At 72.1% G+C, this 26,015-nt stretch carries 23 protein-coding genes; 15 read left to right on the top strand and 8 right to left on the bottom strand.

Annotated elements, in window-relative coordinates; genetic code table 11:
• Positions 1 to 121: 121 nt before the first annotated feature.
• The 3 genes from ACZ58V_RS35320 to ACZ58V_RS35310 all read right to left on the bottom strand — a co-directional run bounded on the left by ACZ58V_RS35320 (position 122) and on the right by ACZ58V_RS35310 (position 3,756).
• Positions 122 to 2,365, bottom strand: a complete 2,244-nt coding sequence (locus tag ACZ58V_RS35320) for a molybdopterin oxidoreductase family protein (RefSeq protein ID WP_471295248.1) — start codon at positions 2,363 to 2,365, stop codon at positions 122 to 124.
• 165 nt (positions 2,366 to 2,530) lie between these two features.
• Complete coding sequence (locus ACZ58V_RS35315; protein WP_468197238.1) at positions 2,531 to 3,148, bottom strand: TetR/AcrR family transcriptional regulator; 618 nt, start codon at positions 3,146 to 3,148, stop codon at positions 2,531 to 2,533.
• A complete protein-coding gene (locus ACZ58V_RS35310) occupies positions 3,145 to 3,756 on the bottom strand; it encodes a hypothetical protein (protein WP_471295246.1) in 612 nt (203 codons plus the stop codon). The genes ACZ58V_RS35315 and ACZ58V_RS35310 overlap by 4 nt, the downstream gene beginning before the upstream one ends.
• Before the next feature lie 163 nt (positions 3,757 to 3,919).
• Here ACZ58V_RS35310 and hmgA point away from each other — a divergent pair, with 163 nt between their 5' ends.
• The 3 genes from hmgA to ACZ58V_RS35295 all read left to right on the top strand — a co-directional run bounded on the left by hmgA (position 3,920) and on the right by ACZ58V_RS35295 (position 7,301).
• Positions 3,920 to 5,272: a homogentisate 1,2-dioxygenase gene (gene hmgA, locus ACZ58V_RS35305; protein ID WP_471295245.1), complete on the top strand. Its 1,353-nt coding sequence runs from the start codon at positions 3,920 to 3,922 to the stop codon at positions 5,270 to 5,272.
• A 26-nt stretch (positions 5,273 to 5,298) separates the two neighbouring features.
• Positions 5,299 to 6,045, top strand: a complete 747-nt coding sequence (locus ACZ58V_RS35300) for a GntR family transcriptional regulator (RefSeq protein ID WP_468197231.1) — start codon at positions 5,299 to 5,301, stop codon at positions 6,043 to 6,045.
• Positions 6,046 to 6,179: 134 nt separating this feature from the next.
• Complete coding sequence (locus ACZ58V_RS35295) at positions 6,180 to 7,301, top strand: type ISP restriction/modification enzyme (RefSeq protein WP_471295417.1); 1,122 nt, start codon at positions 6,180 to 6,182, stop codon at positions 7,299 to 7,301.
• Here the strand turns inward: ACZ58V_RS35295 and ACZ58V_RS35290 are convergent, their stop codons facing one another.
• Entirely contained in the window at positions 7,302 to 8,018 is a 717-nt protein-coding gene (locus ACZ58V_RS35290; RefSeq protein ID WP_471295243.1) for a TetR/AcrR family transcriptional regulator, read from the bottom strand. It lies immediately after the preceding gene.
• 63 nt (positions 8,019 to 8,081) lie between these two features.
• On the opposite strand from ACZ58V_RS35290, the gene ACZ58V_RS35285 reads away from it, so the two are divergent.
• Both ACZ58V_RS35285 and ACZ58V_RS35280 read left to right on the top strand, forming a co-directional pair.
• Entirely contained in the window at positions 8,082 to 9,038 is a 957-nt protein-coding gene (locus tag ACZ58V_RS35285; RefSeq protein WP_471295241.1) for an ATP-binding cassette domain-containing protein, read from the top strand.
• Entirely contained in the window at positions 9,035 to 9,817 is a 783-nt protein-coding gene (locus ACZ58V_RS35280) for an ABC transporter permease (protein WP_470025610.1), read from the top strand. Before ACZ58V_RS35285 ends, ACZ58V_RS35280 begins: the two co-directional genes overlap by 4 nt.
• Before the next feature lie 117 nt (positions 9,818 to 9,934).
• Here ACZ58V_RS35280 and ACZ58V_RS35275 read toward each other — a convergent pair whose 3' ends face one another.
• The 3 genes from ACZ58V_RS35275 to ACZ58V_RS35265 form a co-directional block, all read right to left on the bottom strand.
• On the bottom strand, positions 9,935 to 10,201 hold the full coding sequence (locus ACZ58V_RS35275; RefSeq protein ID WP_184562045.1) for a hypothetical protein: 267 nt from the start codon (positions 10,199 to 10,201) through the stop codon (positions 9,935 to 9,937).
• Positions 10,202 to 10,327: 126 nt separating this feature from the next.
• On the bottom strand, positions 10,328 to 11,146 hold the full coding sequence (locus ACZ58V_RS35270) for an anti-sigma factor (protein ID WP_468197222.1): 819 nt from the start codon (positions 11,144 to 11,146) through the stop codon (positions 10,328 to 10,330).
• Positions 11,143 to 11,685: a sigma-70 family RNA polymerase sigma factor gene (locus tag ACZ58V_RS35265; protein WP_468197219.1), complete on the bottom strand. Its 543-nt coding sequence runs from the start codon at positions 11,683 to 11,685 to the stop codon at positions 11,143 to 11,145. Before ACZ58V_RS35265 ends, ACZ58V_RS35270 begins: the two co-directional genes overlap by 4 nt.
• Before the next feature lie 226 nt (positions 11,686 to 11,911).
• Between ACZ58V_RS35265 and ACZ58V_RS35260 the strand changes: the two genes are divergently transcribed.
• From ACZ58V_RS35260 to ACZ58V_RS35245, 4 genes are all read left to right on the top strand, one after another.
• On the top strand, positions 11,912 to 13,444 hold the full coding sequence (locus ACZ58V_RS35260) for a DUF4331 domain-containing protein (RefSeq protein ID WP_468197217.1): 1,533 nt from the start codon (positions 11,912 to 11,914) through the stop codon (positions 13,442 to 13,444).
• 116 nt (positions 13,445 to 13,560) lie between these two features.
• On the top strand, positions 13,561 to 15,198 hold the full coding sequence (locus ACZ58V_RS35255; protein ID WP_471295238.1) for a tetratricopeptide repeat protein: 1,638 nt from the start codon (positions 13,561 to 13,563) through the stop codon (positions 15,196 to 15,198).
• Complete coding sequence (locus ACZ58V_RS35250) at positions 15,195 to 16,703, top strand: nickel transporter (RefSeq protein WP_471295237.1); 1,509 nt, start codon at positions 15,195 to 15,197, stop codon at positions 16,701 to 16,703. Before ACZ58V_RS35255 ends, ACZ58V_RS35250 begins: the two co-directional genes overlap by 4 nt.
• A 114-nt stretch (positions 16,704 to 16,817) precedes the next feature.
• On the top strand, positions 16,818 to 18,449 hold the full coding sequence (locus ACZ58V_RS35245) for a serine/threonine-protein kinase (RefSeq protein WP_468197209.1): 1,632 nt from the start codon (positions 16,818 to 16,820) through the stop codon (positions 18,447 to 18,449).
• A 4-nt stretch (positions 18,450 to 18,453) separates the two neighbouring features.
• Here ACZ58V_RS35245 and ACZ58V_RS35240 read toward each other — a convergent pair whose 3' ends face one another.
• Entirely contained in the window at positions 18,454 to 19,260 is an 807-nt protein-coding gene (locus ACZ58V_RS35240; RefSeq protein ID WP_189726658.1) for an SGNH/GDSL hydrolase family protein, read from the bottom strand.
• A 278-nt stretch (positions 19,261 to 19,538) separates the two neighbouring features.
• Here ACZ58V_RS35240 and ACZ58V_RS35235 point away from each other — a divergent pair, with 278 nt between their 5' ends.
• The 6 genes from ACZ58V_RS35235 to ACZ58V_RS35210 all read left to right on the top strand — a co-directional run bounded on the left by ACZ58V_RS35235 (position 19,539) and on the right by ACZ58V_RS35210 (position 25,835).
• Positions 19,539 to 20,744, top strand: coding sequence for a S8 family peptidase (locus ACZ58V_RS35235; RefSeq protein ID WP_468197206.1), 1,206 nt, complete (start codon positions 19,539 to 19,541; stop codon positions 20,742 to 20,744).
• Between the two features lie 481 nt (positions 20,745 to 21,225).
• Complete coding sequence (locus tag ACZ58V_RS35230) at positions 21,226 to 22,047, top strand: glycosyltransferase family 2 protein (protein ID WP_468197203.1); 822 nt, start codon at positions 21,226 to 21,228, stop codon at positions 22,045 to 22,047.
• Positions 22,044 to 23,042 carry a glycosyltransferase family 2 protein gene (locus ACZ58V_RS35225; RefSeq protein WP_468197201.1) on the top strand — a complete coding sequence of 333 codons (999 nt, stop codon included), beginning with the start codon at positions 22,044 to 22,046 and terminating at the stop codon, positions 23,040 to 23,042. Before ACZ58V_RS35230 ends, ACZ58V_RS35225 begins: the two co-directional genes overlap by 4 nt.
• Positions 23,035 to 23,835: a polysaccharide deacetylase family protein gene (locus ACZ58V_RS35220; protein WP_471295232.1), complete on the top strand. Its 801-nt coding sequence runs from the start codon at positions 23,035 to 23,037 to the stop codon at positions 23,833 to 23,835. The genes ACZ58V_RS35225 and ACZ58V_RS35220 overlap by 8 nt, the downstream gene beginning before the upstream one ends.
• A gap of 98 nt (positions 23,836 to 23,933) precedes the next feature.
• Positions 23,934 to 25,028, top strand: coding sequence for a DUF5925 domain-containing protein (locus ACZ58V_RS35215; protein ID WP_468197196.1), 1,095 nt, complete (start codon positions 23,934 to 23,936; stop codon positions 25,026 to 25,028).
• A gap of 33 nt (positions 25,029 to 25,061) precedes the next feature.
• Positions 25,062 to 25,835 (top strand): DUF72 domain-containing protein, encoded by a 774-nt coding sequence (locus ACZ58V_RS35210; RefSeq protein WP_471295230.1) that lies wholly within the window; start codon positions 25,062 to 25,064, stop codon positions 25,833 to 25,835.
• The last annotated feature ends 180 nt before the right edge of the window (positions 25,836 to 26,015 follow it).

Below are 26,015 nucleotides of genomic sequence, written 5' to 3'. Positions count from 1 at the left end.
CGTTCGCCCTTGAACATTCCACCAGGGCCGGCGGTTCCCGAGACGTTAGGGCCCGTCAAGCAGCGTTAACAAGACGTTGACGTGCGAGCAATAAGCGCAGAACTGCTGGTCACAGCTTTGCTCAGGTCAGAGGCATGAGCTTTTCGGCCGCCGGGGCACATTCGACGGGCACTCCGTTGAGGACCGCGTTGCCCGACAGCGGGTCGAGCAGACGGCCGTCGAGAAGCTGGTTGACGTTGACGCCGGGGTCGGTCGAGGCATGCCCGAGGCGGGTGCCGGGCCGGTCATGGCCCCAGCCGTGCGGGAGGCTCACCACACCCCTGCGGACGGCGTCCGTGACCTCGGCGGGTGCGGTCACCTCTCCCCCGGCGCCCTTCACCCGTACCGGCGCCCCGTCCGCGACGCCCAGCCGTTCGGCGTCCTCGGGGTGGATGTGCAGGGTGCAGCGGTTGGAGCCGCCGGTGAGGGCGGGCACGTTGTGCATCCAGCTGTTGTTGGAGCGCAGATGACGGCGGCCGACCAGGACGAGCCCCTCGGGGCGTTCGGCCAGGGCCGCGCGCAGACGGGGCAGGTCCTGCGCGATCGGCCCCGGCAGCAGCTCCACCAGGCCGCTGCGGGTCTTCAGCGGCTGCGGGAGCCGGGACCGCAGCGGGCCTAGGTCGATGCCGTGCGGATGCGCGAGCAGCCGCTCCAGGGTGAGCCCGTCCGGCCGTACGCCGAAGCCGTCGCCGTAGGGGCCGAGGCGCAGCATCATGTCCAGCCGTCGTTCGGGGCCGGTGTCGCCGGTGAGCTGCGCGGCGAGGTCGCGGGGGTCGCGGCCGTATACGGGCGAGTGGGGTTCCGTGACCGCCTTGCCCAGGGTCTGGTCGATGACCATCCGGTCCACGGCGGCGGGGTCGGCCCCGTGCATGCCCGTCGCGGCGAGGATCAGCCGGGCCAGGATCTCCGTCTCCGCCATGCGGCCGGATTCCAGCGGGACCGCGGGGCGGGTGTAGCGGACCTGGTTGCGGACGGCGAGGGTGTTGAAGGCGAAGTCGTGGTGCGGGCTCTGGGAGGGCGGGGGCGGGGGCAGCACGACATGGGCGTGGCGTGAGGTCTCGTTGAGGTAGGGGTCGACGCTGACCATGAAGTCGAGCGACTCGAGCGCCTTGTCGAGCCGGTCGCCGTCGGGGGCGGACAGTACGGGGTTGGCGGCGACGGCGACGAGCGCGCGGACCGGCTCGCCTTCCTCGGTGGAGGTATCGATCTCCTCGGCGAGCGCCGACAGGGGCAGTTCCCCCTTCGCTTCGGGGTGCCGGCTCACCCGGGAGTGCCAGCGCCCCAGGGCGAAGCCGCGGCCGGGGCCGGCGGGGCGCGGGGTCTTGTCGGTGGCGGCCTGCGGGAAGAGCGCGCCGCCCGGCCGGTCGAGGTTGCCGGTGAGGACGTTCAGGACGTCGACGAGCCAGCTGGCCAGGGTGCCGTGCGGGACGGTGCAGCTGCCGATGCGGCCGTACACGGCGGCGGTGGGGGCGGCGGCCAGTTCACGGGCGAGAGCGCGTATGGCACCGGCGTCGACGTCACAGGCCGGGGCCACGGCCTCGGGGGTGAACTCCCTTAGGGCGTCGGCCAGTTCCTCGACGCCCTGGACGTGCGGGGTCGGCTCGACGAGGCCCTCGGCGTAGAGCACCTGCGCCATCGCCGCCAGCAGCAGCGCGTCGGTGCCGGGCCGCACGGCGATGTGCCGGTCGGCGAGCTTGGCGGTCCGGGTGCGCCGCGGGTCGATCACGACGAGGGTGCCGCCACGGGCCTTGAGCGCCTTGAGCTTGCCCGGGAAGTCGGGGGCGGTGCACAGACTGCCGTTGGACTCCAGCGGGTTGGCGCCGATCAGGAGCAGATGGTCGGTGTGGTCGAGGTCGGGCACGGGGATGGCGTTCGCGTCGCCGTAGAGCAGTCCGCTGGAGACGTGCTTGGGCATCTGGTCGACCGTGGAGGCGGTGAAGACGCTGCGGGTGCCGAGTCCGGCGAGCAGCAGCGTCGGGTAGAGGGCGCCGGCCATGGTGTGCACGTTGGGATTGCCGAGGACGACGCCGACGGAGTTCGGGCCGTGGCGCTCGACGACCGGGCGGATACCGGCGGCGACGGCGTCGAAGGCCTCCTCCCAGGTGGCCTCGCGCAGCTCGCCGTCCCTGCGCACCAGCGGGGTGCGCAGCCGGTCGGGGTCGGAGTCGACGGCTCCGAAGGAGGCACCCTTGGGGCAGACGAACCCCCCGCTGAAGACGTCGTCGCGGTCACCTCGGGCGTGGGTGACGCGCGTCCCCTCGATGGTGAGGGTCAGGCCGCAGGTGGCCTCGCACAGGGGACAGATACGCAGGGCGGTGCGGGACACGGGTCCTCCCGGGGACGGCGGCTACGGTGACGCGCGAACGCGCCCGAGCATACCGACCGGTATGCACGGAGGGGAGCCCCTGACGGCACCGGATCACCCGACGGCATCGGGACGGTCGACGGCACCGGGACCCTCGACTGCACCGGGACGGTCGACGGCACCGGATCAGTCGAGCACCCGGGACAGATACGCCCGCAGCATCTCCCGCATCTCCTCGATGATCTTCGGGTCCCCTTCCGGCGCGACCCGGAACGCCAGATGCACGAGCGTGTCGGCGGTCTCCACGGCGATGAGGAACACCCGGCTCAGTTCCTCGTCGGGCTCGCGGTCGAGGTAGCCGGAGAGGAGTTCGGTGAGGCGGTCGGCGACACGGTGGTTGGGTTCGCTGTGGCGGGCGCCGACCGGGATCTGGTTGCCGAAGTCGACGAGGGAGAAGCCGGGCGCGGTGCGCTTCATCTCCAGGTACTCGTCGAGCACGGCGTCCATGGCCACGCGCCAGTCCCCGCCGCCCGTCTCCCGCAGACGCTCGGTGACGCGGGCGGAGTACCGCTCGAGGTTGCGCTGGGCCAGCGCGTCGGCCATCTGGCGTTTGTTGCCGAAGAAGCGGTAGACCGAGCCGATGGGGACACCGGCCCGCTGGGCGACGGCGCGGGTACTCAGGTCGTCGTAGCCGACCTCGTCGAGGAGGTCGGCGCAGGCGTCGAGGATCCTGGTCAGGCGTTCGGCACTGCGCCGCTGCACGGGCGCACGACGGAGCGATGTCGCGTGGGGCACGGGCTTCATGATGCCTTTCCGGCGCCGTCGGGTGAACCTCGCCCCCTGATCCGGGACCGGGCGTCCGTCGCATGCGTCCGCGCTTCCCCCGGGGCGCTCGCACCCGGCGTCGCGCCCGGGCCGGGCTCCGACGCGGTGATGTCGGCCGTGCTCTCCACGGGCCTGCCGTCCACCGCCCAGGCGGTGCCGTCGTCGGCGTAGAGGCGGGCCGTGACGTGGTGTGTGCCGCGCGGCACGAGGTGGGCGGCCAGCCGGTACTCAAAGGTGCGGAGCCGGGCGACGAGGCGGCCGTCCACATAGAGGTGCGCGAGGCCGTGCCCGGCCACCGCCGCACCGGTCGCACCCGCCCGTGAGAAGCGGAACTTGCTGACGGTCAGACGGACGTCCCAGCCCCCGGCCGCGTCCGGCTGCACCTCGATGCCGACGTCAGGGGCGTCCCGCCGGGCCACCTGACGGTAGGGCCGCCCCTCCGTGTCCCGGTCCTCCAGGAGCGTGCCCGACGGCGTGGGCGAGACCCCGCTCCCCCGCTCCCGCGCTTCATCGGAGCCGCAGCCCGCGGCTCCGGCCAGCAGGACGCAGACCGCGAGCAGGGTGAGAGGTCCACGTGTCCACGACATGTCCGCGAGCGTAGAACGCGCGTACGGCCCGGCGGATCGTTCTCAAGTCGGGTTCAGGTCATCCGTCAAGAGGAGGGCGCGTGTCCCTCTTGCGTCGCGGAAAACGCAATCCTACGGTGTTACATAGGAATCGGACGCCAAGGGCGGCAAGGGAGCAGCGATCATGGGCGATGGGGGTACCTCCCGCGCGAGCGGGTTCGAGCGTGGGGGAGCGCGGAAGACCGCCGAGGGGCTGACCTATCTCTCCGGCTTCGGCAACGAGCACAGCTCCGAGGCCGTCCCGGGCGCGCTGCCCGAGGGCCGCAACTCGCCCCAGCGGGCTCCGCTCGGGCTGTACGCGGAGCAGCTGAGCGGTACGGCCTTCACCGAGCCGCGGTCCCACAACCGCCGCTCCTGGCTGTACCGGATCCGCCCGTCGGCCGCGCACCCGGCGTTCACCCGGACCCACAACGGCTCGGTCCGTACCGCTCCCTTCACCCAGACCGTGCCCGATCCGAACCGCCTGCGCTGGAACCCCCTTCCCGACCCGGCTCCCGAGACCGACTTCCTGGCCGGACTGTGGACGCTGGGCGGCAACGGCGACGCCGCCCAGCGCACCGGCGTCGCCGTGCACCTCTATGCCGCAAACGCCTCGATGGAGCGGGTGTTCAGCGACGCCGACGGCGAGCTGCTGATCGTCCCGGAGCGCGGCGGGCTGCTGCTGCGCACCGAGTTCGGTCTACTCCATGTGGAGCCCGGCCATATCGCGCTCGTCCCGCGTGGGGTCCGCTTCCGTGTGGAGCTGCTGGATGGATCCGCCCGCGGATATGTGTGCGAGAACTACGGCGCGCCCTTCCGCCTCCCCGACCTGGGCCCGATCGGCGCGAACGGGCTCGCCCATCCCCGGGACTTCCGCGCCCCGGTCGCCGCGTACGAGGACGTCGAGGGCCCGGTGGAGGTGGTGAACAAGTTCTGCGGCAACCTCTGGACGGCCACCTACGACCACTCCCCGCTCGATGTGGTCGCCTGGCACGGCAACCATGTGCCGTACGCCTACGACCTGCACCGTTTCAACGCGCTCGGCACCATCACCTACGACCACCCGGACCCGTCGATCTTCACGGTGCTGACGTCCCCGTCGGACACCCCGGGCCTGGCCGGTGTCGACTTCGTGGTGTTCGCGCCGCGCTGGCTGGTGGGCGAGGACACCTTCCGGCCGCCGTACTTCCACCGGAACGTGATGAGCGAGTACATGGGCCTGATCGAGGGCGCCTACGACGCGAAAGCGGAAGGCTTCGTGCCGGGCGGCGGTTCGCTGCACAACATGATGTCGGCGCACGGCCCGGACCGGGAGACCTTCGACCGGGCGAGCGCCGCCGAGCTGCGGCCGCAGAAGATCGACGACGGACTGGCGTTCATGTTCGAGACGCGCTGGCCGCTGACCCTCACGCCGCACGCGGCCCGGGCGGAACACCTCCAAAAGCGATACGACGACGTCTGGCAGGGCCTGGAGCGGCACTTCCGTCCCTTGCACTGAACCCCCCTGACCGGTACGGATGGCCCGTGACCTCCTTCGCTCCGGACTCGATCGTCCTGAACCGCAAGCTGCCGCTCTGGTATCAGGTGTCGCAGTCGCTGCGCGCCTCGATCCTCGGCCGCTCGCCCCAGGACCCGCTGCGCCTGCCCACCGAGGAGCAGCTGGCCGGGCATTACGGCGTGAGCGTGCTGACCATGCGACAGGCGCTGAAGGAACTGGAGGACGAGGGGCTGATCACGCGCCACCGCCGGCGGGGCACCTTCATCGAGCCGCACGCGCGCAGGGGTTCCCCGGTCCGCCTGCTCGGCTCGGTGGACGCGATCGTGGCCCAGCAGTCCGGCATGACGACCGAACTGCTCGACCACGGCACGACCCCCGTGCCGGGCGAACTCGCCGAGTTCTTCGGGGAGGTGCGGGAGGTCTCGACGTATCACCGGCTGCGGAGCGACGAGAAGACGGGTGAGCCGACGAATCACGCCCGGAACTACGTGCGTCCCGAACTGGCCGCGCGGATCGACCTGGACGACCTCGTCCGGTGGCCCATGACCAAGGTGCTGCGGGATGTCGTCGGGGTGGACATCAGCCGCATCACGGACACGGTGGAGGCTCGGCTGGCCGACCCTGAGACCGCGAAGCTGCTCCAAGTGCCGCTGCTCAGCCCGATCCTGCACTACACGGGCATCACGTACGGCACCGACGGCCGGCCGCTGGACGTGGCCGTCATCCAGTACCGGGGCGACCGGTTCTCCTTCACGGTGACCCTTGACGCGTAGCGGTCGCCCCGCGGGCCGGTGGGGGCCGGTCGCGCCCGCGCGGCGGAGCCGCACATGACACAGCCCCGCGCCCCTTGGGGGCGTCGTACGATGCCTGCGTGACGCACGACGACGCTCCGCCGCTGGCGGACCTCATGCCGTGGTCCGTCGCACCGCCGCGGCTCGGCCGGGGGTGGCCGGCGGCCCCCGACGCGGCGTCCCTGAAGGCCCGCTGGGACGCCTTGGTGAAGGCCGGGGGACCCGACCGCGAGACCCTGTTCGAGCCGACCCGCTCGCGCACGCTGCACACGGCGGTCGGCCAGTTGCCCGGCCGGACGGGCGGCACGGAGAAGCTGCTCCGCGCCTCGGGCCCGTGCCCGGAGCCGGTGCGCGTGCTGCAGGCGCCCTTCGACGAGCAGTGGCTGATCCCCGACCAGCGGCTGATCGACGCGGCCCGCCCGGAGCTGTGGCGGGTGACGGACGAACGGCAGGTCTTCGTGGTGGAGACGCCCGCGGCCCTCACACCTCCCCTCCTCGTCACCTCACTGCTGCCGCTGCTCCGCCCCGGGCGCGTCCGCCCGCTGTTCCGCCGGCCTGGCGGGCGGGAACCCAACCTGCCCCCCGGCCTGCTGGAGCACCTGGGCGCCCGCCTGGGCGACACCCCCGCGCCACTGGACGTGCTGGCCTGGATCACGGCGAGGGCGCGCCCGGGCCTCACCGTCCCGCTCACCGGTGACGCCGACACGTGGACGCGGGGCGTGGAGCTGGGCCACCGCCTGCTGTGGCTGATGCGCCGTGACGGCGCACGCCCGAAGCTCCCCGGCGGCCGCCGCCCCTACGTCCGCGCCCCGCTGCCCTCGCGGCCCATGACCCTGGACTACGACAGGGACGAGGAGGCCCTGCTGCTGGACGAGGGCCGCATCTCTCCGGTGCCGCCGGAAGCCTGGGACTTCGAGGCGGGCGGGGTCCGCGTCCTGGAGCAGTGGTTCGCGGCGCGCGTCACCGAGGCCGAGCCGGGCACCCTCGCGGCGATCCGCCCCGCGACCTGGACGCAGACCTGGACGTCAGAGCTGCTCGAACTGATCACGGTCCTCGCCCTGCTGGCCGAAGTGCGCCCCTTGGACGAGCCGGCGGACGAGCCGGCGCTCCCCGACCCCATCACGACGGCCGAACTCCGCGAGGCGGGCCTCCTCCCGGTGCCGGCCGCGGTCCGCCGGCCGGCCTCGGTGCTGGACGGCCCCGAGGAGGGCCCGGAGGGCCAGCTCGCGCTGCTCTAGCTAGCGCAGATCGGGATCGTAGGCGTCCAGTACGCGCTCCAGCGCGCGCTTGAACACCGCCTCCAGATCGACCGGCCCGCTCTGCTCCATGAAGGCCGCGGCCAGTCGCGGATACGCGCCGGTGGCCACCTGGCTGCCCAGATAGGCCATACGCACCGCGTTCTCCTCCTCCTCGGACCACGGCATGGAGCGGGTGCGCTCGACGGTCGCGATGTCGTTCGCGGTGTAGGTCGTCACGATGCCGTTGAGCAGCGCGATCAGCTCCGTCTTCGTCCCGGCCGGAGCGTCGAGCGGTTCGAGGCAGGCCAGGCAGTGCTCCAGATACCGCAGGGTGTTGGGGCTGAAGCCGTAGACGCCCGACATCAGGCGCGGCACCCAGGTGTGGCGGTACATGATGGCCCGCGTCTCCTCCGCGTTGCGGAGCATGTCGGCGCGCCAGTCGCCCGTGGGCTCGAACATCTCGTGTTCGGCACCGACGGCGTCCACCATCAGCTCGTACAGGTCCTCCTTTCGGGGGACGTAGTTGTACAGCGACATCGTGCCGCAGCCCAACTCCGCGGCGACACGCCGCATCGACACCCCGTCAAGCCCCTCCGCGTCGGCGATCCGCACCGCCGCCGCCGCGATGCCGGCGCGGGTGAACGCCGGTTTCGGCCCACGGCCGGTGCGCTCGGGGCGCGCCCAGATCACTTCGGGTACGGCCGCTCGGCCCGCCATCGATCATCACCTCGGCCACCATCCTAGTTACGTACGGCGTACGTAGTGCGCTATGGTCGAGCCATGACTTCTACGTACGCTGTACTTAGTGAGGGTCTCGAGAAGCGATTCAGGGAGGTCCACGCCGTGCGCGGACTGGACCTCGCGGTGGCCGAGGGCACCGTGTGCGGGGTCCTCGGGCCGAACGGGGCGGGCAAGACCACGGCCGTGCGGCTGCTGACCACGCTGCTGCGGCCGGACGCGGGCTCCGCGCGGGTCGCCGGGCACGACCTCGTCCGCGAGGCCGCCGCCGTACGGAGCCGGATCGGTGTCACGGGGCAGGACACCTCGATCGACGGGGACCTGACCGGACGCCAGAACCTCCAGCTGTTCGGCCGGCTGCACCGGGTGCGCGGACCGGCCGGCCGGACCGCGGAACTCCTCGACCGCTTCGGCCTGGCGGAGGCCGCCGACCGGCCCGCGTCCACCTACTCCGGCGGCATGCGCCGCCGCCTGGACCTGGCGGCGAGCCTGATCCGCCGCCCCGACGTGCTGTTCCTGGACGAGCCGACCACCGGCCTCGACCCGGCCAGCCGCAACCTCATCTGGGACGCGGTGCGCGATCTGACCGCCGAGGGCACGACCGTGCTCCTCACCACCCAGTACCTGGAGGAGGCCGACCAGCTCGCCGACGACATCGCCCTGGTGGACCGGGGCCGGGTCGCGCACACCGGGTCGCCGGCACAGCTCAAGGCGCTCGTCGGGGCACACGCCGAGGTCGTCGTGACGGACGCGGACGTGCTCGTGAGGGCGGCGGGCGTGCTCGACCGGCTCACAGGGGCGCAGCCGTCGTTCGACCACGAGCGCAACGCCGTCGGCGCGGTCAGCAAGGACCCGACACTCACCCTCCCGCTGCTGGTGCGCGCCCTGGACACGGCGGGCGTGCCCCTGCTCGACGTGAGCCTGCGACCACCGACGCTGGACGACGTGTTCCTGCGCCTGACCGAGACCACCAGCGAGGAAAGGCAGGCGGCCGCATGAGCATGCTGGCGTACGACGGGACCGCGATGCTGGGCCGCCAGCTGCTCCGGATGCGGAACAACCCGGGACTGCTGATCCTCACCCAGACGATGCCGATCAGCATGCTGCTGTTCTTCGGCTACGTCTTCGGCAGCGCGCTGGCGATGCCGGGCGAGGCGTACCGGTCCTTCCTCGTGCCGGGCCTGCTGGTGGCGACCGCCGCGGGCGGCATCATGACCGGCATGTTCCAGGCGGCCCAGGACACGCACCGGGGCGTGACGAACCGCTTCCGTACGCTGCCGATGAGCCGGGCGGCCGTACCGCTCGGACAGGCCGCGGCGGACGTGGTGGTCACGGCCGTCGGAACGGTGCCGTTCCTGCTGGTGGGACTCGCGGTGGGCTGGCGGATCGAAGGCGGCCCACTCGAAGCGGCGGGGGCCGTCGGACTGTTGATGCTGTTCCGCTTCGCGTGCACCTGGGCCGGGATCTACCTCGGCCTGCTCACCCGGAACGAGGAGGCGGCCGGTCAGCTGGGCGGCGCGACTTTCCTGCTGCCGCTGCTGTCCAGCGCGTACATCCCGACGACGGGACTGCCCGGGTGGCTGCGGACGGTCGCGGAGTGGAATCCGATCAGCGCGGTGGCTACGGCCCTGCGGGACCTGTTCGGCAACGCGCCCGTGCCCGACGAAGCGGCCTGGCCGGTGGCCCACCCCGTCGCGGGGTCGCTCATGTGGTGCGCGGTGCTGCTCGGGATCTTCGTGCCGCTGGCCGTGCGTCAGTACGCGCACGGGGAGAGGTGAACGGGGGGACGTACCGCGCTCGGGAACACACCTGGCGTTGCTGCGTGCCGTGGGGATGACGGACGACGAGTGCGCAGCGTGACGCCGGGGGCGGTGTGACCGCCCGAGCGCGGGCCCCTACCTGCCGCCGAACAGCGAGCGGCGCAGTCGGCGCAGCGGTGCGAAGAGCGAGACGCGGCGCACGCGTGCCCCCCTGCCACTGCGGTCGTGCGGCTGACGCGCGGTCAGTTCACGCATCAGCGAGGTCGCCTCGACCGTCTCCCGCTGCGGGACGGCAGGACCGCCCAGCACCGACAGATGGCGGTCGAGGCGCGAACTGGTCGCGCTGCTCCCGCAGGTGATCGCAGGGACCCTCGCCCTGCTGCGCACTGTTATCTGTTCCATGTCACTCCCCACCCGTACGAGTCCACCCGGCCCGGGCAGGTTAACCCTATCGCCCCGCCCGGGCACTCGTGTATCGCGGTCACAGGATTCACCTTCCCCATAAGGGGGTTGACGATGTATCTCCGATTACTCTCCGAATCCAACAGATTTCAGGGCGAGTTGGACGATGGGCTGGGTGGTGGGCTGCGGTGAGCCGCCGGCGGGCTCGACGGTCACGGCCAGTGACGTCGCGGAGGAGCCGAGACTGGTCGCGACCAGGGGCGTGTCGCCTTCGAGGAGCCCCAGGGAGCGTGGTTGCGCGCCCGGGCGCATGAGCCACAACTGGTGCACTCGGCCGCCCGGCGGGGTGCTGTATCCGCCGAGGGTGACCACCGCGCTCCCCTCCGTCGCGGAAGCGATCACTCCGATGGTGCGGCCCCGCGCGTCCCGGCCGCTGCTCGCACGGGCGTCCGGAGCCGCCAGAACGTGGGCGATCTCACGTGACCGGTCCCGCTCGGCGGTCAGTTCGTCCTGGGTCCGGTTCGCCTGGACGGCGAACAGCGAGGCGACGACGAGGGCCGCGGCGGCGGTGGCAGTGGCGAAGGGCACGAACAACGGGATCCGGCGCCGCCCCCGCTGGCGCGGCGGAGGCTGGTTGCCCCACACGTGCGGCGGCAGCTGCGTCGCCCGCGCGCGGGCCGGCTCGCGCGCCGCCTCCTGGGGCACCGGGTCCTGCGGAGTCGTCCGTACGGCGGCCATGACGCGGTCGCGCATCGCGGCCGGGGCCGGGGCGGCCGTCGACCAGGCGAGCCGAACGGCGTCCTCGGACAGGTCACGCACCTCGGCGGCGCAGCGGTCGCAGTCCTTCATATGCCTCTCGAAGCGGACCCGCTCCGGGGGTTCCAGGGCGTCGAGCGCGTAGGGCGCGGCGAGCGAGTGCGGGTCCTCGCGGCGGAAGAGGCTCATGCCACGCCTCCCAGGCACTCGCGCATCCGGGTCAGCCCGTCGCGCATCCGCGTCTTGACGGTGCCCAGCGGCAGGGAGAGCCGCTCGGCCACTTCACGGTAGGTGTAGCCCTCGTAGTAGGCGAGGGTGACGGACTGGCGCTGGAGGTCGGTGAGGCGGTCCAGGCAGCGGCGTACCCACTCGCGTTCGAGTCCCGCCTCGACCTCCTCGGTGACCTGGTCGAAGGCCGGGAAGTGGGCGCGCCAGGCCTCGCGCTGCTCGCGCTCCCCCGCCGCGCGGGCGCTGCGTACCCGGTCGACGGCACGGCGGTGGGCGAGGGTGAGGATCCAGGACAGCGCGCTCCCCCGGTCCGGGTCGAACTTCGCGGCGGACCGCCACAGTTCGAGCAGCACCTCCTGAGCCACCTCCTCCGACTGGGCCAGGTCGCGCACCACACGTCGTACCAGACCGAACACCGGGCCGGACACCAGTCCGTACAGTTCCTCGAAGGCCTGGTGGTTCCCGCCCGCCACGAGCAGCAGCAGCTCGTCCGCCTCCACTCGTTCCCCCTCTCCGAGGCCGCATCGGGCCTGTCCCCTCACTCGAGGTATTCGCAACGCACACACCTCCGGATGGGGTTACGGATCAACTCGCCGAAAACGCGGGTCCCTGGCGATGAAACAACTTTTCAGTCGCGCCGTAAGAACGTTTGAGATTCGACCAATCCGCTCTGCCGACCACTCCGAATGGCGTGTGTCAGGCAAGTTGGCACCGAGGACGGACGGCATGACACCTAGCTTCAGGACCGGCGCGGGGCGCCGGAGCATCGCGACTGTGATCTGTGGTGCGCTGGCCACCGGCGGGCTCACCGCCGCCGGTGTGACCGCGCTGGCACCTGAGGAGGCCTCCGCCTCCAGTCACCGCGAGGCCCCGCTGATCTCGGGGACCCCGCAGTACGACAACACCGACGTGTACGCGTTCGTCAGCCCGGACAAGCCGGACACGACGACCATCGTCGCAAACTGGATCCCGATGGAGGAACCGGCGGGCGGGCCCAACTTCTTCACGTTCGCCGAGGACGCCGAGTACGACCTGCGCATCGACAGCAACGGCGACGCGCAGGAAGACCTGCTGTTCCGGTACACGTTCAAGACGCACACGAAGAACGACAAGACGTTCCTGTACAACACGGGTCCGGTCGAGAGCCTCGACGACCCCGACCTCAACATCACGCAGACCTACGACCTCGAGCTGATCAAGCTGAAGAACCTGAAGGCGGTGTCGAAGACCAAGGTCGCCGACGACGTGCCGGTGGCGCCGTCGAACGTCGGCAAGGCGTCGATGCCGGACTACAACACCCTGCGCAAGCAGGCGATCCACAAGCTCGCCGGGGGCGCCCAGACGTTCGCCGGGCAGGCCGACGACCCGTTCTTCCTGGACCTGAGGGTCTTCGACCTGCTGTACGGCGGGAACCTCTCCGAGGTCGGCAACGACACGCTCAAGGGCTACAACGTCAACTCGATCGCCCTGCAGGTCCCCAACAGCTTCATCGCCGAGTCGCACGAGCAGCCGATCGTCGGTATCTGGTCGACGACACAGCGCAAGAACGCCAAGGGCTACTACTCCCAGGTCTCGCGCCTCGGCATGCCGCTGGTGAACGAGGTCGTCAACCCGCTCAAGGACAAGGACAAGTTCAACGCGTCCGCGCCGCGGGACGACGCCCAGTTCCTGGAGAACGTCACCAACCCGGAGCTGCCCAAGCTCATCGAGGCGATCTACAAGATCCCGGCGCCCGACGAGCCGCGCAACGACCTGGTCGACGTGTTCCTCAAGGGCGTCAAGGACCTCAACCAGCCGCCGCATGTGACGCCGTCGGAGCAGCTGCGGCTCAACACGTCCGTCAAGCCCGCCGCCAAGCCCAAGCGGCTGGGTGTCCTGGACGGTGACAACGCGGGCTTCCCGAACGGGCGCCGGCTCACCGACGACGTGATCGACGCGTCGCTCCAGGTCGTCGAGGGTGAGCTGCTCGGGGCCAAGAACGACCTCGGCGACGCGGTGAACGAGAACGACAAGAAGTTCGGCAAGTCCTTCCCGTACCTGGCCAACCCCACCGAGGGTTCGCGCGGCCCGCTCGCCAAGGGCGTGGACGGCGGCAACGACGTCCGCAGCCAGCTCGGCGACGCGCTGCAGCCGGCCGGTGCCGAGGGCTCGGACGACATGCGCCTGATCGCCGCGTCCGCCGGGGCCGGCGCGGGCGGCATCGTCCTGATCGGCGCGGCCCTGATGTGGTGGCGCCGTATGCGGAACCGGGCGTACTGACCCGTTCCGCTCCCCCTGCTGGCGCGGCCCGTTCCCACCCATCCCCCACGGCACGGGCCGCGCCTTCCACCTCCCCACACCTGCAATCGCACCCGCACAGCCGACTGAGGAGACCCATGCCTCCGCGTACGACGGACAGCGCACCGGAGAGGCGCGACGACGACCGCCCACGCCCGGACCACGAGCCGGCCGCGGAGGCAGGGCACGAGCACGCCGCCGACCCGGGCGTCCAGCCGGAGGCTGAAGCCGCCGCCGGGCGTGACGCGGAGGCCGGCGAAGCACGGGCCGATGAGCAGGACACCCGGCCGGACAGCGACAGCGACAGCGACAGCGACAGCGACAGCACATCCTCCGCCGGCGAGGACGTCGACCGGCGCGTAGCCGCGATGCGGCGGACCGCTGACGGCGCGCGGCGCTGGCGGGCGGCTCAACTGGCCGGGTGCGCCGCGCTGCTGGCTGTCGCGCTGACCGGTGGGGCCATCGCCTTCGGGGGCGCGGGAAACGGCCGGGCAGGCGGCGACGTCGCCGCCGTGTCCGCGGCCGGGGCGTTGTCGCCGGGCGCGCTGGCCCGGGGGGATCTCGACGCGGGGATCGCCTCCCTGCAGAAGCATCTCCGCGCCCAGCCGAGGGACTACGGCAGTTGGGCCACCCTCGGTGTCGCCTACGTCGAACAGGCCCGGACGAAGGGCGACCCCTCGCGCTATCCGCAGGCCGAGCGCGCGCTGAAGCGGTCCCTCGGACTGGAGCCCGGCAACGACCCGGCCCTGGCCGGGCAGGCCGCCCTCGCAGCGGCCCGGCACGACTTCCCCGGCGCCCTGAAGTACGCCGACCGGGCCCTGAAGCAGAACCCCTACAACGAACGTGCCCTGTGCACCCGGATCGACGCCCTCGTCGAACTCGGCCGGTACGACGAAGCCGAGAAGGCCGCCGACACCGCCGACACCAAGCGTCCCGGCGTGCCCGTCTTCACGCGGTACGCGTACGTGCGGGAGCTGCGCGGCGACGTCCGCACGGCGCGTGAGGTGCTGGAACGCGCCCTGGACGCCGCCGACTCGCCCGCCGACATCGCGTACGTCGCCACCGCCCTCGGGCAACTCGCCTGGAACCAGGGCGACTACAAGGCGGCCCTCGACCACTACGCCCGCGCGCTCGCCGCCGACGACTCCTACCTGCCCGCCCTGGAGGGCCGCGCCCGCGCCCAGGCCGCTGACAGTGACCGTGCGGCCGCCGTGAAGGGACTGGAGCAGGTCGTCGCCCGCTTCCCGCTGCCCGGCCCGCTCGTCGCCCTCGGCGAGCTGTACGAGGACCGCGGCGCCGACGGCGACCGGGCGAAGGCCGGCGACCAGTACGCCCTGGTCGACGCCTGGACGGCACTGGCCCGCGCCGGCGGTGTCAACGCCGACCTCGACTCGGCCATGGCCGCCGCCGACCACGGCGACAAGAGGGAGGCCCTGCGCGCCGCCCGCGCCGAGTGGGACCGCCGCCACAGCGTGCACACCGCCGACGCCCTCGCCTGGGCCCTGCACGTCAACGGCCGCGACGAGGAGGCCCTGCCGTACGCCCGCCGGGCCACCGCCACCGGCTACCGCAACGCCTCCTTCCTCTTCCACCGCGGGATCATCGAACGCGCCACCGGCGACGAGCGCCATGCCCGCGACCACCTGAAGGCCGCGCTCGACCTGAACCCCGGCTTCTCGCCCCTCGGCGCCCGCGAGGCCCGTTCCGCGCTCAAGGACCTGGAGAAGAACCGGTGACCCTGCGCCGACTGTTCGCGTCCGGCGCCGCCGTCCTCACGGCCGCCTGCGCGCTCACTCTGCTGCCCGCCGCCACGGCGAGCGCCCACCCGCTGGGCAACTTCACCGTCAACCGCTACGACGGTCTCGTCGCCGCCCCCGGCGAACTCCGGGTCCGGCACGTCGAGGACCTCGCCGAGATCCCGGCGACCCAGGCGAAGCCGGACGTCGAGCGGCTGGGCATCGCCCTGTGGGCCCGCGAGCGGTGCGCCACGGCCGCCGCGGACAGCAGGGTGACCGTCGACGGCCGTACCGCCGCCCTCACCGCCGAGCGCAGCCGCGCCCGCGTGCGGCCCGGGCAGGCGGGGCTCGACACCCTCCGCGTGGAGTGCGAGCTGACCGCTCCCCTCCCGTCGGACAAGGAGAGTGTGTCCCTCGGCTTCCGCGGCGCGGGCGCCTCCTCCGGCCCGGGCTGGCGGGAGGTCACGGCCCGTGGCGACCGTATGACCCTCACCGCGTCGGACGTACCCGAGAAGTCGATATCGGCCGAACTGACCAAGTACCCCGAGGAGTTGCTCTCCTCTCCGGCCGACACCGCGTCCGCCGCCCTGCGGGTGCGCCCCGGCGGGGCGGCTCTGGCCGAGGAGGAGTCGGACGCCCCCGCCGCCTCCGTGCTGCCGCGCGGCGCCGACCGGTGGACGCGTGCCCTGGACGACCTGGTCGCCCGGCACGACCTCACCGCGGGCTTCGCCGCGCTGGCTCTCGGCATCGCCGTCGTCCTCGGCGCGATGCACGCGATCGCCCCGGGCCACGGCAAGACCATCATGGCCGCGACGGCGGCGGCCCGGGGCGGCCAGGCCAGGATGAAGGACGTCCTGCCGATGGCCGCCTCGGTGACGGTCACCCACACCCTGGGCGTGGTCGCCCTGGGCCTCCTGGTCACGGCCGGGTCGGCGGCGGCCCCTTCGGTGATCGCCTGGCTCGGCGTCGCCAGCGGCCTGCTGGTGACACTGGCCGGCGCGAGCCTGGTCCGCCGCGCGCTGCGCAGCCGCGCGCCCCACCCTCACCCCCACAAGCACGACCACGACCACGACCACCCGCACGACCACGCCCACCCCCACTCCCATCCGCACACGGTCGTGCACACCCACGGCGGCTTCACCCACTCGCACCCCGTCGCCCCCACCCTCCGCGGCACGATCCTCATGGGCTTCGCGGGCGGACTCGTGCCCAGCCCGTCCGCCGTGGTGGTGCTCGTCGGGGCCGCGGCCCTCGGGCAGGCCTGGTTCGGTCTGCTGCTCGTCGTCGCGTACGGCGTCGGGCTGGCGCTCACCCTGACGGCCTGCGGGTACGCCGTCGTCAAGGCGGGCAGCGGGATGACGCGGCTCCTGGACCGGCGCCCCCGCTGGACGGCCGGCCCGATGGCGGCCCTGATACGCCGCACCGCGCCGCTCGGTTCGGCCTTCGCCGTGGTGGTACTCGGCGCCGGACTGGTGTTCAAGGGGGCGGCATCCGCACTCGGCTGAGTTACGTTCGTGAGAAAACAGGCGTCAAAGGGAAAGCGGACGTCGTGAGGAAAACCGACCTCGTGGGGAAAACAGACCTCGTGGAGATTTCGCCCGGCTGCGAATGGGGGCTCCGTGTCCGAAGAACCGGGCCATGAGCGTGTGATCGCGGGCCGCTACCGGCTCCTGGCGCCGCTGGGCGAGGGCGGCATGGGGACGGTGTGGCGCGCCCGCGACGAGGTGCTGCACCGCGAGGTCGCCGTCAAGGAGGTGCGCGCCCCGGCCGGGCTGGCCGGCGACGATGTGCAGCGGATGTACGCCCGGCTGGAGCGGGAGGCGTGGGCGGCTGCCCGGGTCGCGAGCGGGAACGTGGTGACGGTGTACGACGTGGCGACGGACGGCGGCCGGCCGTGGATCGTCATGGAGCTGGTCCGCGGGCTCTCGCTGGCGGAGGTGCTGGACGCCGAGGGTCCGATGCCGCCGCAGCGGGCCGCGCACATCGGCGCCGAGGTGCTGGCCGCGCTGCGGGTCGCGCACGAGGCCGGGGTGCTGCACCGGGACGTGAAGCCGGCCAACGTGCTGATCTCGAACGACGGCCGGATCGTGCTCACCGACTTCGGGATCGCCATGGTCGAGGGCAGTTCCGCGCTGACCATGACAGGGGAGGTCATCGGCTCGCCCGAGTTCCTCTCCCCGGAGCGGGCGCTCGGCCGCACGCCGGGGCCGGAGTCCGATCTGTGGTCGCTCGGGGTGCTGCTGTACGCGGCGGTCGAGGGCCACTCCCCCTTCCGTCACGACACGCCGCTGAGCACCCTGCGCGCGATCGTCGACGAGGAGCTGCCGCCGCCGTACCGGGCCGGGCCGCTCGCCCCGGTCATCGAGGGACTGCTGCGCAAGGATCCCGAGCAGCGGCTGCCGGCCGAGCGGGCCGAGCAGGACCTGCGGGTCATCGCCGCGGGCGGCACGGCGGGCGCGGACACCACACGGGCGGTCCCGTACCCGCCGATGGCCGCGGCCCGCGCCGAGCCCGCCGCCACGCCCCCGATGCCCTTCCCGGGGCAGCCGACGCCCTCCGGCTCGGGCGGGACGACGACGGCCACCCGTCAGGATCGCGACCGCCGGAGCGGCCGGGTTCTGGTCGCGGGCGTGGTCGCCCTGGCCCTCGCGGTGGGCGGGCTGACGTACGCGCTGCTGAACGGTGTCGGCGGCGACGGCTCCGGGGACAACGACCGGGGTGCCGGGGCGAGTACTCCGGCCGAGACCGGCCCGAAGGAGAACACCGGGAGCGGGAAGTCGAGCCCCTCCCCGACGCCGAGCGAGAGCGAGAGCGAGACCGAGAAGAGCAGTCCGCCGCCGCAGTCGGTGCGGGTGGCTCTGGAGGGCAGGCGTACGGACTACTCGGGCCCGTGCCCGCCGCAGAACGCCCAGGCGCCGCAGTTCACGGCGACGTTCACGGTGGGCCGGCTGCCGGCCGAGGTGCGCTACCGCTGGCTGACGCAGGACGGCTCCGAGCTCGACGGGGGCTGGAAGACGCTGTCGTTCCCGGAGGGCGGCGGGCGCACGAAGCAGGACGCGGTGACCGTGACGACGGACGCGAAGAGCGGGGCGTTCGAGAACGAGATCAGCGTCGAGGTGCGGGAGCCGGTGCGGACGACGTCCGAGGGGGTGCCGTTCTCGGTGACGTGCGAGACGGAGACCCCGACGGACGGGGCCTCCCCTTCTCCTTCGGGCACGGACACGGGCTCGGAGGACTCTGACTCCGGATGACCGGTCAGTCGTTGGCGTTGAGCACCGGCAGATAGCCACCCGACTGGCCGGGGGCCTTCGGGTGGTAGGACTCGCCGATGTTGAGCCAGCTGACGCTGTGCAGCCAGGAGTCGCCGGAGCAGATCTCGTGGCCGGTGAAGGTGGTGCGTACGTCGCCGAAGGTGAAGCCGTGGTCGGCGGCGCGCTTGGCGATGGCGGTGTCGAGGTGGTCGGCGGCGTCGTTGATGGCCTTCCGCTTGGCTTCGGAGAGGCCGAGACAGGTCGTGCCGAGCTTGTAGAAGCGGGGGTAGCCGAGGACGACGACCCGTGCGTTGGGTGCCTTGGAGCGGATCGCCGAGTACACGCCGTCGAGCTTGCCGGGCAGCGTGGAGTCGACGTACGCCCGCGCGGTGTTGATGCGGGAGACACAGGAACTGTCGGACTGGGTCACACAGGTCGTCATGACGTCGGCGAAACCGGCGTCGTTGCCGCCGACGCTGAGGGAGACGAGGGCGGTGGCACTGCTGAGCGGGCCGAGCTGACCGGACAGGACATCACCCGTTCGGGCGCCCGAGCAGGCCGTGAAGTCGAACGTCGAGGGTGAGTGGGCGGCTGCCCAGAGGTAGGGGAATGCCTTCGTGCTGCGCTTGCAGTCGCCACTGGAGCTGATGTAGCTGCCGGCGCCCACTCCGGAGGAGTAGGAGTCACCGAGCGCCACATAGCCGCCAGTTGCCGCGAGTGAGGACGCCTGCGCCGTCGCGGCCCCGGTGAGGGCGGTGCCGACGGCGAGGAGGAGCGAGCTCACGAGGACGACAAGTCGGGAACGTCTCATGGAACCTCCCTTTAGCAGGATCTCTGCCATAACCGTCGTAGCAGCTACGCGTGTTGACAGGAAGTGTCCATGCCAACTCTGTTGATTTATTTCGTGCTCATGACAGATTTGTTGACTAGTGCTCAACTCTCTTGTTCTACGCCGGTAGATGGTCGACGCTTTACTCCGGCAGCGAGCGGAACGCGACGCTCCTGGCCGTGTGCGCGAGCCCGCGCACCACCCCCACATGACGCGCGCCCCACCCAGGCGCGCGCCGCCTAGAGGAGGACTCCCTCGTAATGGCACAACTGCGTAGCAAGAGACTCGGACTCGCCGCGATCACCTCTCTGGCGACCGCCGCCCTCGTGGGCGGGTTCACCGCCCTGCCCGCCCAGGCCGCTCCCGCCGAGGGCCGGGTGCTCTCGGCGGACTCCCCGACCGCGATCAAGGACAGCTACATCGTCACGCTCAAGAAGAGCGCGGGGCTGAAGGCGTCCTCGGCGGCGGGCAAGGGCCTGGTGAAGGAGTACGGCGGCACGGTCGAGAAGACCTTCGGCAAGGCGCTGAACGGCTACTCCGCCGCCCTCTCCGCCACCGAGGCCAAGCGGCTCGCCGCCGACCCGGCCGTGGCCGCCGTCGAGCAGAACCAGCGCGTCCAGGCCGACGCCACCCAGACCAGCGCTCCCTGGGGCCTGGACCGTATCGACCAGACCTCGCTCCCGCTCTCCGGCACCTACACCTACCCGGACAGCGCGGGCAGCGGAGTGACGGTCTATGTGATCGACACCGGTGTGCGCGTCACCCACCAGCAGATCAGCGGCCGTGCCGCGCACGGTTACGACGCCGTCGACGGCGACAACGACGCCTCCGACGGCAACGGCCACGGCACCCATGTGGCCACCACGATCGCGGGCACGACCTACGGTGTCGCCAAGAAGGCGAAGATCGTGGGCGTGCGGGTGCTGAACAACAGCGGCTCCGGCACCACGGCCGGCGTGATCGCGGGCATCGACTGGGTGACACAGAACCACTCCGGCCCCTCGGTCGCCAACATGTCGCTCGGCGGCGGCGCCTCGGCCTCGCTGGACACGGCGGTCCGCAACTCCATAGCCAGCGGCGTCACGTACGCCGTCGCCGCGGGCAACAGCAGCACCACCGCCTCCTCGTCCTCCCCGGCCCGGGTCGCCGAGGCCATCACGGTCGGCGCCACGACCAACACCGACGCCAAGGCGAGCTACTCCAACTACGGCTCGGTCCTGGACATCTTCGCGCCCGGCTCGTCCATCACGGCCGGCTGGCACACCAGCGACACCGCGACCAACACCATCTCCGGCACCTCGATGGCGACCCCGCACGTCGCGGGCGCGGCGGCGGTCTACCTGGCGGGCCACACCTCCTCCACCCCGGCCCAGGTCGCCTCGGCCCTGGTCGCCGGCGCCACCACCGGCAAGGTCACCAGCGCGGGTACGGGTTCGCCGAACCGGCTGCTGAAGCTCGTGCAGTAACCGGCACAAACGCCGGCACCTGAAGGACCGTTCCCCGGAGGCTCGACCGAGCCTCCGGGGAACGGCTGTTTCCGTGACCGGAACCGTTCAACTTACGACTCATAAAACACATTACGTAACGACCAAACCAACAAAAACGTGAGGGGCCGTTTCAGGTCTTGCCATACGGGTTCAATCGTCAATACCGTCATACATCTCACCCGCATCGGTCCGTCAGTACGCGGCTCTAGGGGAGGGCTCAAGGACCGCGACGTACCGGCGCGGGGCGCGGTAGGGGGGTGCCGTGCTCGGTGACCGCACTTGGTGGCCGGGCCGTGCCGCGCGGTCGGCTGCCGTTTTCGCGGCCGGCCAGCTTTGCCAGCTCACCCGGCGTGCCCGAAGCTCCATCTCGGTGTGCCACGGGTGAGAACCCCCCTTTCGAACCGGACTGGATCCGGACTGCCCTGGGGGGGCGGTCCACCGGACGAGAGGGACCAGACTCATGAGCTCAGTTCTGCAGCCGGCCGCCGCGGAGCAGCATCCGCCGACCGCCTCCAAGTACCGACCCGTCTCCTCTCACCTGGCCATCGCGCCGCCGGTGAGCGTGGTCATCCCGGCCATGAACGAGGCGGAGAACCTTCCGTACGTCTTCAAGACCCTGCCCGACTGGATACACGAAGTGGTCTTGGTCGACGGGAACTCCACCGACGACACCGTCCAGGTGGCCCGCGAGCTGTGGCCCGAGGTCAAGGTCGTCGAGCAGCGCGGCAAGGGCAAGGGCGACGCCCTGATCACCGGCTTCCAGGCCTGCACCGGCGACATCATCGTGATGGTCGACGCGGACGGCTCGGCCGACGGGGGCGAGATCCTGTCGTACGTCTCCGCCCTGGTCTCCGGCGCGGACTTCGCCAAGGGCTCCCGCTTCGCCAACGGCGGCGGCACCGACGACATGACCTTCATCCGCAAGCTCGGCAACTGGGCACTGTGCACGGCCGTCAACCGCAAGTTCGGCGCCCGCTACACCGACCTGTGCTACGGATACAACGCGTTCTGGCGGCACTGCCTCGACAAGATCGACCTCGACTGCACCGGCTTCGAGGTCGAGACCCTGATGAACATCCGGGTCGTCAAGGCCGGGCTCAAGGTGCAGGAGATCCCGAGCCACGAGTACCTGCGCATCCACGGCACCAGCAATCTGCGGGCCGTGCGGGACGGGCTGCGCGTGCTGCGGGTGATCCTCCAGGAGCGCTCCAACCGCCGTGCGCTGCGACGCCGTTCGCCCCAGTCGCCGATGGTGGACGCCATGCGGGGAGAGGTGTCTTGAGCGGTCCCGGCATCTCCGTCGTGATCTGCGCGTACACCGAGGACCGCTGGGAGGACATCCTCGCGGCGGTCTCCTCGGTGCGGGCGCAGTCACGGCCGGCCCTGGAGACACTGCTGGTCGTCGACCACAACGACACACTCCGGGAGCGGCTGGCCAAGGAGTACAAGGAGCCCTCCGAGGGTGCTGTGGTGCGGGTGCTCGCCAACGCGGGGCCCCGCGGCCTGTCCGCGGGCCGCAACACCGGGATCGCGGCGGCGCGCGGTGAGATCGTCGCCTTCCTCGACGACGACGCCGTGGCCGAGCGCGACTGGCTGCGGCACTTCGCCGAGGCGTACACCGACCCGCTGGTGATGGCGGTCGGCGGACGCACGGTGCCGGTCTGGGCGTCGGGGCGGCGGCCGGACTGGTTCCCGGAGGAGTTCGACTGGGTGGTCGGCTGCACCTACCGGGGTCTGCCGCGCGGCCGGGTCCGGGTGCGCAATGTGCTCGGCGGCAACGCCTCGTTCCGCCGCAGCGCCTTCGACGCGGCGGGCGGCTTCGCCACCGGCATCGGCAGGGACGGCGACAAACGCCCGCTGGGCTGCGAGGAGACGGAACTGTGCATCCGGCTCAGCCGCGCCCGGCCCGAGGCGGTGCTGCTGATCGACGACCGGGCGGTGATCCACCACCGGGTGCCCGAGGTCCGCGAGCACTTCCGCTACTTCCGTACGCGCACCTACGCCGAGGGCCTGTCCAAGGCCCTGGTGGCCCGAAGTGTCGGCGCCGAGAAGGGACTCGAGTCGGAGCGCCGGTATACGACCCGGGTGCTGCCGGCCGGGGTGGCGCGGGGCCTGCGGGACGCCCTGCTGGCCCGGCCGGGCGGCGTGGGGCGGGCGGGCGCGATCGTCGCCGGGGTGCTCACGGCGGCGGGCGGATACGTGGTGGGGAGCGTGCGGGCCCGCCGGGGCGGGGCGACGTTCTCGGTGCCCGCAGTGGAGGAGGCGGTTCGTGAGTGACGCAGCCGTACCGATCCTCATGTACCACGCGGTCGCGACCGATCCGAACGACGCGACCCGCGCCCTGTCCGTGACCCCGGAGGCGTTCACCGAGCAGATGGCGGTGCTCGCGGACCGGGGTCTGACACCGCTCACCACGGCCGGACTCGCCGCGTGCTGGCGCTCCGGCCGCCCGCTGCCCGCACGGCCGGTCCTCATCACGTTCGACGACGGCTACGAGGGCGTGCACCGGCACGTGCTGCCCGCGCTCGCCAAGCACGGCTTCCCGGCCACGCTGTTCGTCTCGACCGGGTGGCTGAAGGGGCCGTACGACACCGGCGGCGGCCTGGACACCATGCTGGACTGGGACCAGGTCCGCGAACTCGCCGCGGCGGGCGTCGAGATCGGCGGGCACAGCCACAGCCACCCCCAGCTCGACCAGGTCTCCGATGCCACACTGCGGTTCGAGCTGATCCACTGCAAGGAGATCGTCGCGGACCAACTGGGCACCGTTCCGGCCTCGTTCGCCTACCCCTACGGCTACTCCAGCCGCCGGGTCCGGCAGGCGGTGCGCGAGACGGGGTACGCCCAGGCACTCGCCGTGGGCAACGGCCTCGCGCGCCGCGCGCAGGGGCCGTACGCCCTGCGGCGCGTGACGGTGCGCCGCGGCACGGGCATCGACGAGTTCGAGCGGCTGATCGAGGGCCGCGCGATCGCCCGTACGTTCGCCGGGGACCGTGCCCTGACCAAGGGGTACGCCCTGGTCCGCAGGACCCGGCAGGCACGCCGGCTGGTGTCCCGCTCCGGGGTCTGACCTGCGCGGGCTTCAGGGCCTGACCCGCGCGCGGGGAACCCGCCGCGTGCACCGGGAAACCGGGTGCACGCGGCGTCCCCGTGCCGGATCATGGCGGCATGTCTGGAAACCCGCACGAGGCGCTGCCGATCCGGCTCAACGTCGACGACTCCGACTCCCCGTCCGATGTCGTCGACGCGCTGTTCCTCGGCCGCTTCGCGACGGGCGAGCAGCCGTACTCCCACGCGGCGAACATCGACCGCGTACGGTCCGGGGCGACGCTGATGCCGTCCGGCGCCCGGGTACTGCGCGTCGCCCGGGACGACGACCGCAGCGCCACGCTGGCGGAGGGCGACGGCTGGACGCTGCTGGTCTCCCGCTGGAACCGGGGCGCCGACGTCACGGTCACGGCGACCAGCGCGGAGCTGGCGCAGAAGGTCCTCGACCAGGCCACGGACGGCGCTGCGGACGAACCCGAACCGCAGCCGGAGAACGTCACGATGGGCTTCTGGTACGTCTCCCCGCGCCGCGGCCCGCACCGTACGACCCGCCAGATCGCGGCGGGCACCTGGGACGAGGTGCGGTCCAACTACACAGCGCCGGTGGCGGACGCCATGGACCGGCTGATGAAGACGACCCCAGAGGACATCGCGGGCCGGCTGCTCCTGCTGCACGGCCCGCCGGGCACCGGCAAGACGTCCGCACTGCGCACCCTGGCCCGTTCCTGGCGGGACTGGTGCCAGGTGGACTGCGTCCTGGACCCCGAGCGGCTCTTCTCCGACGTCGGCTATCTCATGGACATCGCGATCGGCGAGGAGGACTCCACGGGCAAGGGCCGCTGGCGGCTGCTCCTGCTGGAGGACTGCGACGAGCTGATCCGCGGCGAGGCCAAGCACACGGCGGGCCAGGCGCTGTCGAGGCTGCTGAACCTGACGGACGGACTGCTCGGCCAGGGCCGCAACGTCCTGGTCGGTGTCACGACCAACGAGGACCTGGAGCGCCTGCACCCCGCCGTCGTCCGCCCCGGCCGCTGCCTCGCCCGGATCGAGGTGGGTCCGCTGACCCGCCCGGAGGCTGTGGGCTGGCTGGGCCACGAGGACGGCATCGGCCGCGAGGGCGCGACCCTGGCCGAGCTGTACGCGCTGCGCCGGGGCACGTCACCGACGGCCCTCCCGGAGCCGCGCGGGGACGCCGACGCGGGGCTGTATCTGTAGGAGGTCCCCGCCGGCCGGTGTTTTGATGGAGGTATGACCCTGTTCGTCGGCACGTCCGGGTGGCAGTACAAGGACTGGCGGGACGTCCTGTACCCGTCCGGGCTGCCGATGCGGCTCTGGCTGGAGGAGTACGCCGGGCACTTCGCGACCGTCGAGATCAACAACGCCTTCTACCGGCTGCCGGCGCGGGAGACCTTCGAGGACTGGCGGGGGCGGGTGCCCGGGGACTTCGTCGTCGCGGTCAAGGCGAGCCGCTATCTGACCCACATCAAGCGGCTCAAGGACCCCGAGGAGCCGGTGCACCGCCTGATGAGCCACGCGGCGGGTCTGGGGAGCCGTCTCGGCCCGGTCCTCCTCCAGCTGCCGCCCAACCTGCGCGCCGACCCGGGCCTGCTGGACGCCTGCCTCGCCTGCTTCCCCGCCTCGACCCGGGTGGCGGTGGAGCCCCGCCATGACTCCTGGTGGACACCGGAGGTCCGCGCGGTCCTGCGGTCCCGGGGCGCCGCCCTGTGCTGGGCCGACGTCCTGGCCCGTCCCGCGACACCGCTGTGGCGCACCACCGACTGGGGCTACGTCCGCTTCCACCAGGGCCGCGCCCGCCCCTGGCCCCGCTACGGCCGGCGCTCCCTCGCCACCTGGCTCGACCGCATCGCCACGACCTGGCCCGCCGGCGAGGACGTCTACGCGTATTTCAACAACGACCCGGGCGGCGCGGCGGTGGAGGACGCGAGGACGTTCGCGCGGGTGGGGAGGTCGGCGGGCCTGGAGATCACACGGACGCCCGAGCGTCTGGCGCGGGCCGGCTGAACCGGACCTTCTTCTCCGCTGCGGCAGGCGCGCGCCACGACGGTGTGCGGCGGAAGGCCGTATGTCGGCTGCGGCACCGTTGTGGCCGGTCGGGGGGGGGGGGGGGGGGGGGGGGGGGGGGGGGGGAGGGGGGGGGGGGGGGGGGGGGGGGGGGGGGGAGGGGGGAAAACAGAGAAAAGA

The organism is Streptomyces sp. NPDC040589 (genome assembly GCF_055594445.1).
Note: the sequence above shows the minus strand (reverse complement) of the source record. Positions and strands in the feature narration are given on the sequence as shown.

Excerpts from the sequence above, each read along its gene's own strand:
- hmgA (WP_471295245.1), top strand. The coding sequence starts at position 3,920 with ATGGGCGATGGGGGTACCTCCCGCGCGAGCGGGTTCGAGCGTGGGGGA.
- ACZ58V_RS35235 (WP_468197206.1), top strand. The coding sequence starts at position 19,539 with ATGGCACAACTGCGTAGCAAGAGACTCGGACTCGCCGCGATCACCTCT.
- ACZ58V_RS35290 (WP_471295243.1), bottom strand. The coding sequence starts at position 8,018 with ATGGCGGGCCGAGCGGCCGTACCCGAAGTGATCTGGGCGCGCCCCGAG.
- ACZ58V_RS35310 (WP_471295246.1), bottom strand. The coding sequence starts at position 3,756 with ATGTCGTGGACACGTGGACCTCTCACCCTGCTCGCGGTCTGCGTCCTG.
- ACZ58V_RS35295 (WP_471295417.1), top strand. The coding sequence starts at position 6,180 with ATGCCGTGGTCCGTCGCACCGCCGCGGCTCGGCCGGGGGTGGCCGGCG.
- ACZ58V_RS35315 (WP_468197238.1), bottom strand. The coding sequence starts at position 3,148 with ATGAAGCCCGTGCCCCACGCGACATCGCTCCGTCGTGCGCCCGTGCAG.
- ACZ58V_RS35260 (WP_468197217.1), top strand. The coding sequence starts at position 11,912 with ATGACACCTAGCTTCAGGACCGGCGCGGGGCGCCGGAGCATCGCGACT.
- ACZ58V_RS35280 (WP_470025610.1), top strand. The coding sequence starts at position 9,035 with ATGAGCATGCTGGCGTACGACGGGACCGCGATGCTGGGCCGCCAGCTG.
- ACZ58V_RS35215 (WP_468197196.1), top strand. The coding sequence starts at position 23,934 with ATGTCTGGAAACCCGCACGAGGCGCTGCCGATCCGGCTCAACGTCGAC.
- ACZ58V_RS35270 (WP_468197222.1), bottom strand. The coding sequence starts at position 11,146 with ATGAGCCTCTTCCGCCGCGAGGACCCGCACTCGCTCGCCGCGCCCTAC.
- ACZ58V_RS35275 (WP_184562045.1), bottom strand. The coding sequence starts at position 10,201 with ATGGAACAGATAACAGTGCGCAGCAGGGCGAGGGTCCCTGCGATCACC.
- ACZ58V_RS35240 (WP_189726658.1), bottom strand. The coding sequence starts at position 19,260 with ATGAGACGTTCCCGACTTGTCGTCCTCGTGAGCTCGCTCCTCCTCGCC.
- ACZ58V_RS35230 (WP_468197203.1), top strand. The coding sequence starts at position 21,226 with ATGAGCTCAGTTCTGCAGCCGGCCGCCGCGGAGCAGCATCCGCCGACC.
- ACZ58V_RS35285 (WP_471295241.1), top strand. The coding sequence starts at position 8,082 with ATGACTTCTACGTACGCTGTACTTAGTGAGGGTCTCGAGAAGCGATTC.
- ACZ58V_RS35210 (WP_471295230.1), top strand. The coding sequence starts at position 25,062 with ATGACCCTGTTCGTCGGCACGTCCGGGTGGCAGTACAAGGACTGGCGG.
- ACZ58V_RS35255 (WP_471295238.1), top strand. The coding sequence starts at position 13,561 with ATGCCTCCGCGTACGACGGACAGCGCACCGGAGAGGCGCGACGACGAC.